The following is a 12990-nucleotide window of genomic DNA, read 5'->3' as shown; positions in this document are numbered from 1 at the left end:
GCCCCTGGATCGAGCGATCCAGGGGCCACGGCTCACGGCGTCAGGCAGCAGGTCAGTAGACCGTCAGGCCCTTCGCCCGGAACTGGTCGCGCACGCGGTCGACCAGCTCGACGTCAGGAGCCGGGGTGTCGGTGAGCTCGTACTCGCGCCCGAGCGTCTCCCACTTGTCACGGCCCATCTGGTGGAAGGGCAGGACCTCGACACGGGTGACCGTGCCGGGCCGGATCTCGTTGAGCGAGGCCGCGTACTCCGCGACGACGTCGACGTGCTCGGCCTGGTCGGTCAGGCCCGGGACCAGCACGTAGCGGATCCAGACCTCGACCGGGTGCTCGGCCGTGACCCCGCCGGGCAGCCCCGACTCGGCGAGCCGTCGCCCGAACTTCAGGGTGGGCTCGAGGGCCCGCCCCGTGACCTTCTCGTAGGTCTCGGGGTCGCCCGACTTGACGTCGAGGAGCACCAGGTCGGTGTTCGCGAGCATCTCGTCGCTCAGGTTCGCCCCGAGGAAGCCCGAGGTGTCGAGCGTGGTGTGCACGCCCATCTCCTTGGCGCCCGCCAGGATGCGCGCGGCGAACGCGGGCTGCATGAGCACCTCGCCGCCGGAGAGGGTCAGCCCGCCCTTGGTGGCGCGGAAGACCGGCAGGTACCGCTTGACGCGGGCGAGCAGCTCGTCGGCCGTGACCGGCTCGCCGTCCTTCATCTGCAGCGTGTCGGGGTTGTGGCAGTACAGGCAGCGCAACGGGCACCCGTTGAGGAAGACCGTCAGGCGCGTGCCCGGTCCGTCCACCGCGGTGACGAGCTCCCACGAGTGGACGGAACCCAGCTCGCCCGAGCGCATCATCGCGAGCTTGTCGTGCCGGTCGAGGTCCTCGGCCGTCGTGAGGCCGGAGACCCCGGCCCCCGTGCGGCGGCGGGGGGCCTCCGGTGCGTCCAGGTCGCTGTCGTGACCCAGGCCGTCACCGGAGGTCCGCCACGGGAGCGGAGCCGAGGCGACCCCGTCGACGCCGTAGCGGGCGGCGGCACGCGCGGACGCCTGGCTTGCTGCGGTCGTCGAGGGGGTCGTCATGATGGTTCCGCCGTTTCCGCGCTCAGAGAGCGCCGTGGAAGGTCCGCGAGAGGACGTCGAGCTGCTGCTCGCGGGTCAGCCGCACGAAGTTCACGGCGTACCCGGAGACACGGATCGTGAGCTGAGGGTAGTTCTCGGGGTGCTCCATGGCGTCCTCGAGCGTCTCCTTCACCAGCACGTTGACGTTCATGTGGTAGCCGTCGCCACCGACCGACGCGTCGAGCAGGCCCGCAAGGTTCGCGATCTGCTCCTCCCGGGTGCGGCCCAGGCCGCTCGGGACGACCGTGTTGGTCAGCGAGATGCCGTCCTGCGCCTCGTTGTACGGCAGCTTCGCGACCGACAGGGCCGAGGCGAGCATGCCGTGCGTGTCGCGACCGTTCATCGGGTTGGCACCCGGGGAGAACGGCTCACCTGCACGGCGACCGTCGGGCGTGTTGCCCGTGGCCTTGCCGTAGACGACGTTCGACGTGATGGTCAGGACCGACTGCGTCGGCAGCGCGTCGCGGTACATCTTGTGCGAGCGGATCTTCGCCATGAACGACTCGACGAGCTCGACCGCGATCGAGTCGACACGGTCGTCGTCGTTGCCGAAGGCGGGGTACTCGCCCTCGGTCACGTAGTCCACGACGATGCCGCGCTCGTCGAACACCGGCATGACCGTCGCGTACTTGATGGCCGACAGGGAGTCCGCCGCGACCGCGAGGCCTGCGATGCCGCAGGCCATGGTCCGCAGGACCTCCTTGTCGTGGAGGGCCATCTCGAGGCGCTCGTACGCGTACTTGTCGTGCGACCAGTGGATGCAGTTGAGCGCCTCGACGTAGGTCTCGGCGAGCCAGTCCATGGTCTTGTCGAAGCGGGCACGGACGTCGTCGTAGTCGAGGGGCTGGCCCTCGGGCACGGGGGCCACGACCGGCGAGACCTGCTTGCCCGTGACCTCGTCCTTGCCGCCGTTGATGGCGTAGAGGAGCGTCTTGGCCAGGTTCACGCGGGCGCCGAAGAACTGCATCTGCTTGCCGACCGCCATGGGCGAGACGCAGCAGGCGATCGCGGCGTCGTCACCCCAGGCCGGGCGGATCTGCTCGTCCGACTCGTACTGGACGGCCGAGGTGTCGATCGAGACCTTGGCGCAGAAGTCCTTGAACCCCTGCGGCAGGCGCGGGCTCCAGAAGACCGTCATGTTGGGCTCGGGGGCCGGGCCCAGGTTGTACAGCGTCTGCAGGAACCGGAACGAGTTCTTCGTGACGAGCGGACGACCGTCGTCGCCCATGCCGCCGATGGTCTCGGTGACCCACGTCGGGTCGCCCGAGAACAGGGAGTCGTACTCCGGGGTGCGCAGGAAGCGCACGATCCGCAGCTTGATGACGAAGTCGTCGATGATCTCCTGCGCCTGCTCCTCGGTGATGACACCGTTCGCCAGGTCACGCTCGAGGTACACGTCGAGGAAGGTCGAGGTGCGGCCCAGCGACATCGCGGCGCCGTTCTGCTCCTTGACCGCGGCGAGGTAGCCGAAGTAGAGCCACTGCACGGCCTCGCGGGCGTTGGTGGCGGGACGCGAGATGTCGTAGCCGTAGGAGGCCGCCATCTGCTTGAGCTCGCCGAGCGCGCGGATCTGCTCGGCGTGCTCCTCGCGCTCGCGCACGATCTTCTCGCTGAACGGCTGGGTGTCGAGGTCCAGCTTGTCGAGCTTCTTGGCCGCGATCAGCTGGTCGACGCCGTAGAGCGCGACGCGACGGTAGTCGCCGATGATGCGGCCGCGGCCGTAGGCGTCGGGCAGGCCCGTGATGATGTGCGAGCTGCGCGCGGCGCGGACGTTGGGCGGGTAGACGTCGAAGACGCCCTGGTTGTGGGTCTTGCGGTACTCGCTGAAGACCTTCTTGAGCTCCTGGTCGACCGGGTAGCCGTAGGTCTCGAGGGCCCCCTCGACCATGCGCCATCCGCCGTTGGGCATGATCGCGCGCTTGAGCGGGGCGTCGGTCTGGAGGCCGACGATGACCTCGGCGTCCTTGTCGATGTACCCGGGCGCGTGGGCCGTGATGCCGGCGGGCGTGTGCGGGTCGACGTCGTAGATGCCCTTCTCGCGCTCGACGGGGAACATCTCGGAGAGCTTGGCCCAGATCCCGGTGGTCCGCTCGGTGGGACCGGCAAGGAAGGAGTCGTCACCCTCGTAGGGCGTGTAGTTGCGCTGGATGAAGTCGCGCACGTCGACCGTGTCCTGCCAAGGACCTGCGGTGAAGCCGGCCCAAGCGGGGACGGTCGCGTCGTCCTGGCCGCCAGTGGTGCTGCGAGCCTCGGAAATGCTGGTCATATCACTCTCCTCGACGTCCACGCCGCGCAGCCTGCGCGGCGGGGGTAAAGACCTTGGTCGACGCGGGATCTTCCGTGCCGCCCTGCCGTTCTCCTTCGCCCTTTCAGGCTACGACCCGCAGAGGGTGTCGGTGTGGCAAAGACGCTGTCACCTGGCTCACAGGCCCGGACGTCGAACCGGAGCTCACGACCGGCAGAACCGCGGGATTCCAACCCTTCTAGGGTCTACAACATGCATCTATCCGTCGGCATTCCACCTTGTGACGGTCTTCACATGACCTTTCCTTGGGAGTCCAAGGACCCGACGCCCGGGACCAAGGTCCCTTGCGGGACGACACCGGACATGCCTGGTCGAACCGTCCGACACCGCCCCCACCGTACGGGCCGGGTCGCGCCCGGGCACCTTCGGGGCCCACGACACCCGCACCCCGCCGACGAGCGTGTCGAGGTGCTGCTCGTCGAGGCCCGGTACCGGTGCACCGGACGAGGACGAGCAGCACCTCCCGGCGAGCTGTCCGACACGCCTCGCGACTCCCTATGCGCAACCCCGGGCGGTCTGCCTCGCGCCCCCGCTGCGCACAAGGCGTGCGAACCTCGCCGGGCGATGTGAGACTGCGTCGATGCGAACCATGGGAGTCGAGGAGGAGTTCCTCCTCATCGGGCCCGACGGCGTCCCCACCGCCGTCGCGGCCGAGGTCATCGAGACAGCGAGCACGACCGAGCCCGTCGAGGGAGGGTTGGGGGCGTCGGGCGGCTCACGAGAAGGTCTGCCGGGCGGCGAGCTCGAGCTCGAGCTCATGGAGGAACAGCTCGAGACCGGCACGCACCCGTGCGCGGACCTGTCCGACCTCGCGCGCGAGATCCGGGACGGACGCGCCCGCGCCAACAAGGCGGCGGAGCAGCGCGACGCGCGCATCGTCGCGCTCGGCACGTCGCCCGTGCCCGTGTCCCCCACGACGGTCGGCAAGCTCCGCTACCTGCAGGCACGCGCCGAGTTCGGGCTCACGGCCCGTGAACAGCTCACGGGCGGCTGCCACGTGCACGTCGCGGTCTCCTCGGACACCGAGGGCGTCGCGGTCCTCGACCGCATCGGACCCTGGCTGGCCCCGCTGCTCGCCCTGAGCGCCAACTCGCCCTACTGGCAGGGCGAGGACAGCGGGTACGCGAGCTTCCGGTCCCAGGTGTGGTCGCGGTGGCCGACGGCGGGCCCCGCCCCCTCGTTCGGCACGGCCGAGTCGTACCGCGCCACGGTCGACGCCCTGGTCGCCACGGGCACGATCCTCGACACCGCGATGATCTACTTCGACGCCCGGCTGTCCGCGTCCTACCCGACGGTCGAGATCCGGGTCGCCGACGTGTGCCTCGACGCCGACACCGCGACCCTGCTCGCAGCCCTCGCGCGCGGGCTCGTCGAGACCGCCGCACGCGAGGCCGCGGCGGGCACGGCAGCCCCCATGCTGCACCCCGAGCTCCTGCGCACCGCGTCCTGGCGGGCCGGCCGCTCGGGCATCTCGGGCGACCTCGTCTCCCCGCTCACCTGGAAGCCCGCGACCGCGCACGACGTCGTGGGCCAGCTCGTCGCGCACGTGCGCGAGGCGCTCGTCGACACGGGCGACCTCGACGCCGTGACCGAGCTGCTCGGGCGGCTCTGGTCCGACGGCGGCGGCGCGGCCCGTCAGCGGGCGTGGTTCGCCCGCTCGGGCGACCTGCGCGCGGTGACCGAGCGCGCGGCCGAGGCCACGCTGGCCTGAGCACGGGCCCCGGACCGGGCCGGCCGGCCGGTGAGTCCCACCCGCGGCACGTCGACCACGCTGCGCGCGCGGCGCCGTCGGGCGGGCTGCGTCCCGGCCCAGGACGCCGTCAGGGGCACGGACGGGTGTCCGTGCCCCTGAGGTGGCGTGTCGTGCCCCGAAGGCCGTTCAGACGGCAGCAGGACCGCTCACGGAGGGCTCAGAGCAGCGCGAGCGCCGTCAGGGCGTCGCGCGTGACGTCCTGCGCCGTGAGGCGGTGCACGGCCTTGACCTGGTCGATCGACATGTGGTCGAGGAAGACGGTCGGCAGGCCCAACGGCACGACCGGGACCGTGACGCCGGCCTCGACCGCGCGCTGCCCCAGGAGCGAGCCGATGCCGCCGTCGGCGAGACCGTCCTCGATCGTGACCACGAGGTCGTGCTCACCCGCGAGCTTGACGAGCGCCGAGGGCAGGGGCAGGACCCACGTCGGCGACGCGACCGTGACGTCCACGCCGTGGGCCGCGAGCGCCTCGCCCGCGGCCATCGCGGTGCCCGTCATGGACCCCACGCCCACGAGGAGGACCTTGCGGGTCGTGGTGGCCGGTCCCGCGGTGCCCGTCGCAGCAGGGGCCTTGGCCGTCCTGCTCGGCACGGCGTCGTGCCGCGCGACGACGTCGACGCCGTCGAGCGTCTCGATCGCCGGGATCGGTGCGACGATCGCGCCCTTGGGGTAGCGCACGACCGAGGGCGCGTCGTCGATGTCGACCGCGTGCCGCAGGGCCTCGCGCAGCGTGGCCTCGTCGCGCGGGGCCGCCAGGTGCAGGCCCGGGACGATGCGCAGCATGGCCATGTCCCACATGCCGTTGTGGCTCGCGCCGTCCTCGCCCGTGATCCCCGCACGGTCGAGCACGAACGTCACGCCCGCCTTGTGCAGCGCCACGTCCATGAGGACCTGGTCGAACGCGCGGTTGAGGAACGTCGCGTAGACCGCGACGACCGGGTGCAGGCCCGCGAAGGCCATGCCCGCGGCCGACGTCGCGGCGTGCTGCTCGGCGATGCCCACGTCGAACGTGCGCTCGGGGAACGCCTCGGCGAAGGGCGCGAGGCCCACGGGGTGCAGCATGGCCGCGGTGATCGCGACGACGTCGGTACGGCGCCGGCCGATCTTCACGATCTCGTCGGCGAACACCGAGGTCCAGCCGAAGCGCGAGGGTGCGACGGGCAGCCCGGTCTCCGGGTGGATCTGGCCCACCGCGTGGAAGCGGTCCGCGACGTCCTGCTCGGCCGGGGTGTACCCGCGACCCTTCTCGGTGATGACGTGCACGATCACGGGCGCCCCGTACGAGCGGGCCCGCACGAACGCGTGCTCGAGCGCCTCGATGTCGTGGCCGTCGACGGGGCCGACGTACTTGATGCCCAGGTCCTCGAACATGCCCTGGGGTGCGACGACGTCCTTGAGGCCCTTCTTGAGCCCGTGCAGCCACTCGTACGCGAACCGGCCGGGGGCGCCCGAGCGCGAGAGCGTGCGCTTGCCCCAGTCGAGGAAGTTCTCGTAGCCGCGCGTGGTGCGCAGCGTCGACAGGTGGTGCGCCATGCCGCCGATGGTCGGCGAGTAGGAGCGGCCGTTGTCGTTGACGACGATCACCAGGCGCCGGTCCTGGCTCTCGGCGATGTTGTTGAGCGCCTCCCAGGCCATGCCGCCCGTGAGAGCGCCGTCGCCGATGACCGAGACGACGTGCCGGTCCCGCAGGCCGCGCACGACGTTGGCCTTGGCGATCCCGTCGCCCCAGCTCAGCGCGGTCGACGCGTGCGAGTTCTCGACGATGTCGTGCGGGGACTCGGCGCGGCTCGGGTACCCGGACATGCCGTCGCGCTTGCGCAGCGCGGAGAAGTCCTGGCGGCCCGTGAGCAGCTTGTGCACGTACGACTGGTGGCCCGTGTCGAACACGAACGAGTCCTTGGGCGAGTCGAAGACCCGGTGCATGGCGAGCGTCAGCTCGACCACGCCGAGGTTCGGTCCGAGGTGCCCGCCCGTGCGGGACACGGCGGAGACGAGGAACGCGCGGATCTCCGCGGCGAGGGTCTCCACCTGCTGGGGGGTCAGCCGCCGGAGGTCCTCCGGTGACGTGATGCTGCTCAACAGGGTCATAACCGCTCCGTTCCGCCTGCCATTCGACTAGCCCGACAACTCTAGGCGCTCCGGGCGGGTGCTCGCGCCCGGAAAGGCCTGATCACGACCTCTGCACGGGCCCCGCACCCGATCCTCCCTCCCCCTCTGGCATCCCTCCGTAGACTGAGGCCGTGCGCTTCCTGCCGGGCCAGCGGCCCACCACCGACCTGACCTACGGCGACGTGTTCCTCGTCCCGTCCCGCTCCGAGATCACGTCGCGCTTCGACGTGGACCTGTCGTCCGACGACGGCACGGGCACCACGATCCCGCTCGTCGTGGCGAACATGACGGCCGTCGCGGGCCGTCGCATGGCCGAGACCGTCGCGCGGCGCGGCGGGATCGTCGTGATCCCGCAGGACGTCCCGACCGACGTGGTCACGAACGTGATCGCCGACGTCAAGGGCAAGGACCCGGTCATCGAGACCCCCGTCGTGGTCTCCCCCACGGACACCGTGCACACCGCGCTGACCCTGATCGGCAAGCGGTCCCACGGCGCCGCGGTGGTCCTCGACGGCGACCGGCCCGTGGGCGTCGTGACCGAGGCGGACTGCCTGGGCGTCGACCGCTTCACGCAGGTCCAGCAGGTCATGTCGGCCCAGCCGCAGACCGTCGACGCGGCGATCGTGTCGGGGCCGGGCGGTCTGCAGGCCGCGTTCGACGAGCTGCACCGCTCGCGGCGCAAGGTCGCCCCGGTCGTGCGCGACGGGCGCCTCGTGGGCGTCCTGACGCGACGCGGCGCGCTGCGCTCGAGCGTCTACTCCCCCGCCCTGGACGCCCAGGGCCGCCTGCGTGTCGCAGCGGCCGTGGGCATCAACGGGGACGTCAAGGCCAAGGCCGCCGAGCTCCTCGCCGCGGGCGTGGACGTCCTCGTGGTCGACACGGCCCACGGTCACCAGGTCAAGATGCTCCAGGCCCTGGAGGCCGTGCGGTCCCTGGACCCGCAGGTCCCGGTCGTCGCGGGCAACGTCGTCACGGCCGAGGGCGTGCGCGACCTCGTCGCCGCGGGCGCGGACATCGTCAAGGTCGGCGTCGGGCCGGGCGCCATGTGCACCACGCGCATGATGACGGCCGTGGGCCGTCCGCAGTTCTCTGCCGTCCTCGAGTGCGCGGCCGCGGCCCGCGAGCTGGGCAAGCACGTCTGGGCCGACGGCGGCGTGCGCCACCCGCGCGACGTCGCCCTGGCCCTCGCCGCGGGCGCGTCCCAGGTCATGATCGGGTCCTGGTTCGCGGGGACGCACGAGTCCCCGGGCGACCTGCACGACGACGGCACGGGACGCCTCTACAAGGAGTCGTTCGGTATGGCCTCGGCCCGCGCGGTCGCGGCTCGCACCGCGGGCGGCTCGCCGTTCGAGCAGGCCCGCAAGGGCCTGTACGAGGAGGGCATCTCGTCCTCGCGCATGTACCTCGACCCGGCCCGCCCGGGCGTCGAGGACCTGATCGACGAGATCACCGCCGGGCTGCGCAGCTCGTGCACGTACGCGGGCGCTGCCTCGCTCACCGAGTTCGCCGAGCGGGCCGTGGTGGGCATCCAGTCCGCGGCCGGCTACGAGGAGGGGCGCCCGCTGCCCGCCGGCTGGTGACCGTCTCCCCGTCCGCGAGCTCGGCCCACGCCGACCTCGCGGCCCTCGCCCAGGACCCGGCCCCGTGGCCGCACCCGTGGCGCTACGCGATCGGCACGCTCGACGAGTCGCGCGTGCGGCAGGCCGCGGTCCTGGTCCTGTTCGGGGTGCTCGACGACGTCCTGGCGTCCCGGATCGTGTCCGGTCAGGACGCGCCGGACGACGCGCCGGCCTCGCCCGTGCCCGCCGACCTCGACGTGCTCCTGCTCGCCCGTGCCTCGACGCTGAGTCACCACCCGGGCCAGGTCTCGTTCCCCGGTGGACGGCTCGACGACACGGACACGGACCTTGTCGACGCGGCCCTGCGCGAGGCCGTCGAGGAGACGGGGCTGGACCGCGACGGGGTCGAGGTCCTGGGCGCCCTGTCCCCGCTCCCCCTGCCCGTGAGCAATCATCTCGTGACCCCCGTGATCGCGTGGTGGGCGCGGCCGACACCGGTCGCGGTCGTCGACTCGGCCGAGTCGGCGCACGTCTTCCGGGTGCCCGTCGCGGACCTGACGGACCCCGCGAACCGGCGGACCGCCGTCGTGCGCCGGGGCCGGAACGTCCACAAGAGCCCCGCCTTCCTGGTGTCCGCGGACGGGCGCGAGCACCTCGTGTGGGGGTTCACGGGCGCGATCCTCGACGCGCTCCTGGACCGGCTCGGCTGGGCAGAGCCGTGGGACGCGGCGCGCACGGTCGAGGTGCCGGTCTAGTGGCGCTGCGGCCCGTCGCGGAGGTCGACGTGACCGTCGAGCTCGTGCGCGCCCTGCTCACCGCCCAGCACCCCGACCTGGCCGCCCTGCCCCTGGACCTCGTCGCGAACGGCTGGGACAACGTCGTGCTGCGCCTGGGTGACGACCTGGCCGTGCGGGTTCCGCGCCGTGAGGCCGCGGCCGGGCTCGTGGCGCACGAGCAGGAGTGGCTGCCAGGCCTCGCGCCGCGCCTCCCCCTGCCCGTCCCGGCACCCGTGCGCGTGGGGACCCCGTGCGCCGATCCCTTCTTCCCCTGGGCCTGGAGCGTGGTCCCGTGGTTCGACGGTCTGAGCGCCCTCTCCGTCGATCGAGCGCTGCGCCGCGCGTTCGCCCCCGACCTCGCCGCGTTCCTCGCGGCCCTGCACGTCTCCGCCCCTCCCGAGGCGCCCGTCAACCCGTACCGGGGCGTCCCCCTGGCCGTGCGTGACGAGTCGGTCCGGGAGCGCCTCACGTCGGTCCAGGTGCCCGACGGCGGCTCTCTCCTCGACCTGTGGTCCCACCTCGTCGAGGTCCCCGCCTGGGACGGGCCCGCGGTGTGGCTGCACGGCGACCTGCACCCGGCGAACCTGGTGCTCGCGCCGGGCGGCCACCGGTTGGGCGCCGTGGTCGACTTCGGGGACATGACGAGCGGCGACCCGGCCACCGATCTCGCGACCGCCTGGATCACGTTCGACGCCGTGGGTCGCCGCGTGTTCCGCGACGCCATGACAGCCCGCTGCGGGACCGACGACGCGACGTGGGAGCGGGCCCGCGCCTGGGCGCTCGTCCTCGGCACAGCCTTCGCGGCCCACTCGGACGACGACCCCGCGTTCGCCGAGCTGGGCGCGCACACGCTCGCGCAGGTGCTCGGCGACGACTGACCGCGCCGTCGGCGGCTCATGTGCCGCCGGCGGCGAGACGCCTACTCCTCGGGCACTCCGAGCGACAGGGAACGAGCACCGCGGACGCAGGCCCGCCAGGTGACGCTCCACGCGATCACTCCGGTCACGAAGGATGCCACGACGCACGCGAGGACGATCCCGTACGGCAGGCTCATCGTCTCTCCCGGGACCGGAGGGATCGAGAGGACCAGGGCCAGGACACCACCCCCGAACACCGCGACGGCGACCGGTGCAACGATCCGACCCGCGAGCACTCTCTTGACGAACGCGTCGCTCGGAGCCAACATCTGGATCGCGAGCAGCGATCGCACCGCCCGCAACAGCTCGTTCGAGTAGTTCGACCAGAGGGCGACCAACGTCAGGACCAGACCGATCGAGCCGAACCACGTGAGCCATCGCATCTGGTACAGGGACGACGCCGTCCCGACGACGAAGCCCTCCCCGGGAAGCTCGGCCTGCCACATCGGAACGCTCAGCGCCCCGAGCTGGTCGCGCAGTGCCTCCATCTCGATCGGGGTGCCATCTCGACGGGTGACAAGCACCGTGGCCCCCGGGCCGTCCTCGATCTCGTCCACGCGGTGACCGACCTCCGTCCCCGCGACGTAGGCGAGCCATGAAGGCGGTCGGCCGCCCGGGACGAAGGTCTCGACGTCCTCGCCACGCGGCGCCACGACCGACATCCCCTCCCCGTCCGGCTGGATCGCGGCCACGACGTAGTCACGCCGCAGGGCGTCGAGGGTGAGCTCCCTCGACTCGGCCCCGGCTTGTCGAAAGGTCTGGATCGTCGCCACCGAGCCGCCGAGGTGTCGCTGCACCGCCAGTGCCTGAGCTGCGTCCTGCCCCAAAGTGGTGAGCAACCCGCTCGTCACCGTCACGATCACGACGATGATCGCCGCGGTGGCCCCGAATCGCGCGGCGGGCCGCGGCCGTGCCAGCAGCTGTGCCGCCCCGGTGAGACCTGCCGCGTCTCCTGCACCCCACGCCACCGCGCGGCGGCGGCGGGCGTACAGCTCGATCCACACGACGGCGTCCGCAGGCAGTGCCGCCAGCGTGAGAGTCGTCCCCACGAGAGCGATGATCGGCACGAGGTCCACCCGCCCTTCACCCACCGCGATGTTCTGGCCGATCACCGTGATCGCTGCGAGCACGAGCGACAGACCACCCCGGGCGACGCGGGCGACGGCCAGGGTCCGCGCCAACCACGACGGCCCTGACGACGACCGGCGACGGTCTCTGCGCCGCTCGGCCTTCAGGCCGACACGCGACGAGCAGGCCCAGGCACTCAGGACGAGGGCGGCGACGAACGCCACGACGACGAGCACACCTCCGGACCTGACGTCCTGCGCATCCACGGCGAGAGACGCCCCTGGCAGGGCCACGTCGACGACCAGGAACAGCACGGTGCCGAGGAGCGCGACGAGCGCACCGAGCCCCCACGGGGACCTCGACTCGCCCCACAGCAACGCTCGCACCTGCCGCGGCCGCATGCCCAGCATCGTGACGATCCGGACCCTGCGCGCCCGTTGGACGGCCCCGATGCGGATCCCGGTGAACAGGAGCCACGTCGCAGGAACGACCAGGAGCGCGATCTGGACGCCGAGGAAGGTCGCCAACGGTCGTCGGTCGGCGATCGCCCGGGGCTGTTCGAACCGGTCGCTGCCGAAGCCGGTGATCAGCTCGGCGGACTCGGGCGCGAGACGACCTTCGGCGCCGACGTAGACCAGCCCCTCGCCATGTTCCACGAGTCCTTCTCGGTCGACGAGACCGATCAGCGTGCCGTGCCGTGTCCGGTCCCCGACCGACACACCGAGTGCCTCCGCGACAGCCGGGGAAAGGAAGACCTCGCCCGCTCTCGGCCATCGGGCGAGCCCCGGAGGGAGTGGCGGATCCTCGACGAGAGGCGCGAGATAGACGACGTCGACCTGCCTGCCGTCCACCAGGTCGAAACCGTGCCGCCACAGCGCTCGGGGCTCCTCGTCGGGAAAGAGCGCGGCGATCCGCCCCGCGCGCTCCTCGGCCCTCGAGTCCCACCCGGCGTACGTCGCCGTCGTGATCGCCAACGAGACCACGCTGAGCACGAAGGCTGCGACTCCCGCAGCCAGGATCGCGCCGCGCAGCGGCTCGAAGCGTGAAGCCCGCCGGAGAGAGGCCCCGACGACGCGCAGTGCGGTCACGCCTGAACCTCGTCGGTGGCGAGCACGCGCTCCAGGTGGACGACTCGGTCCGCGCGCGCACTGATGAACGGATCGTGCGTCACGACGAGAAGTCCACACTCCCGACGGGCAGGCGTGTCGAACAGGACGTCCGCGACGCGGTCCCGGATCGCTGGATCCAACGAGCCGGTGGGTTCATCCGCGAGGACGAGCGTCGGTTCGTTGACGAGCGCACGGGCCAGGGCGGTGCGCTGACGCTCCCCACCGGAGAGGTGGTCGGTGGCCTCGCGGTCGGTGGGCACACCGAAGGCTTCCAGCAGCTCGGTCGCCCCC

9 protein-coding genes are annotated in these 12990 nt (G+C 71.9%); 4 read left to right on the top strand and 5 right to left on the bottom strand.

What is annotated here, in order from left to right; genetic code table 11:
* Nucleotides 1-52: 52 nt before the first annotated feature.
* Together pflA and pflB are read right to left on the bottom strand one after the other, a co-directional pair.
* Nucleotides 53-1063, bottom strand: coding sequence for a pyruvate formate-lyase-activating protein (gene pflA, locus H9623_RS10085; protein WP_193719917.1), 1011 nt, complete (start codon nucleotides 1061-1063; stop codon nucleotides 53-55).
* Between the two features lie 22 nt (nucleotides 1064-1085).
* Entirely contained in the window at nucleotides 1086-3368 is a 2283-nt protein-coding gene (gene pflB / locus H9623_RS10080; protein WP_193719916.1) for a formate C-acetyltransferase, read from the bottom strand.
* 619 nt (nucleotides 3369-3987) lie between these two features.
* Here pflB and H9623_RS10075 point away from each other — a divergent pair.
* Entirely contained in the window at nucleotides 3988-5118 is a 1131-nt protein-coding gene (locus tag H9623_RS10075) for a carboxylate-amine ligase (protein ID WP_193719915.1), read from the top strand.
* A gap of 199 nt (nucleotides 5119-5317) precedes the next feature.
* Here H9623_RS10075 and dxs read toward each other — a convergent pair whose 3' ends face one another.
* Nucleotides 5318-7249 (bottom strand): 1-deoxy-D-xylulose-5-phosphate synthase, encoded by a 1932-nt coding sequence (gene dxs / locus H9623_RS10070; RefSeq protein ID WP_193719914.1) that lies wholly within the window; start codon nucleotides 7247-7249, stop codon nucleotides 5318-5320.
* 152 nt (nucleotides 7250-7401) lie between these two features.
* Here dxs and guaB1 point away from each other — a divergent pair, with 152 nt between their 5' ends.
* Genes guaB1 through H9623_RS10055 form a run of 3 tightly spaced genes read left to right on the top strand, consistent with a single transcriptional unit; the run spans nucleotide 7402 to nucleotide 10483 of the window.
* The gene (gene guaB1, locus H9623_RS10065) at nucleotides 7402-8850 is read left to right on the top strand and encodes a GMP reductase (RefSeq protein ID WP_193719913.1); all 1449 of its coding nucleotides are present in this window, start codon (nucleotides 7402-7404) and stop codon (nucleotides 8848-8850) included.
* On the top strand, nucleotides 8847-9584 hold the full coding sequence (locus H9623_RS10060) for an NUDIX hydrolase (protein ID WP_193719912.1): 738 nt from the start codon (nucleotides 8847-8849) through the stop codon (nucleotides 9582-9584). The genes guaB1 and H9623_RS10060 overlap by 4 nt, the downstream gene beginning before the upstream one ends.
* On the top strand, nucleotides 9584-10483 hold the full coding sequence (locus H9623_RS10055; protein WP_193719911.1) for an aminoglycoside phosphotransferase family protein: 900 nt from the start codon (nucleotides 9584-9586) through the stop codon (nucleotides 10481-10483). The genes H9623_RS10060 and H9623_RS10055 overlap by 1 nt, the downstream gene beginning before the upstream one ends.
* A 41-nt stretch (nucleotides 10484-10524) precedes the next feature.
* On the opposite strand, the gene H9623_RS10050 is transcribed toward H9623_RS10055, so the two are convergent.
* The gene (locus H9623_RS10050) at nucleotides 10525-12678 is read right to left on the bottom strand and encodes a hypothetical protein (protein WP_193719910.1); all 2154 of its coding nucleotides are present in this window, start codon (nucleotides 12676-12678) and stop codon (nucleotides 10525-10527) included.
* A partial coding sequence (locus H9623_RS19480; protein ID WP_227748462.1) for an ATP-binding cassette domain-containing protein occupies nucleotides 12675-12990 on the bottom strand: 316 nt, incomplete at its 5' end. The genes H9623_RS10050 and H9623_RS19480, both read right to left, overlap by 4 nt.

It is taken from the genome of Oerskovia douganii, assembly GCF_015142735.1.
GTDB lineage: Bacteria > Actinomycetota > Actinomycetes > Actinomycetales > Cellulomonadaceae > Oerskovia > Oerskovia douganii.
The sequence above is the reverse complement of the archived record's forward strand: the minus strand, read 5'-3'. Positions and strand labels throughout refer to the sequence as shown.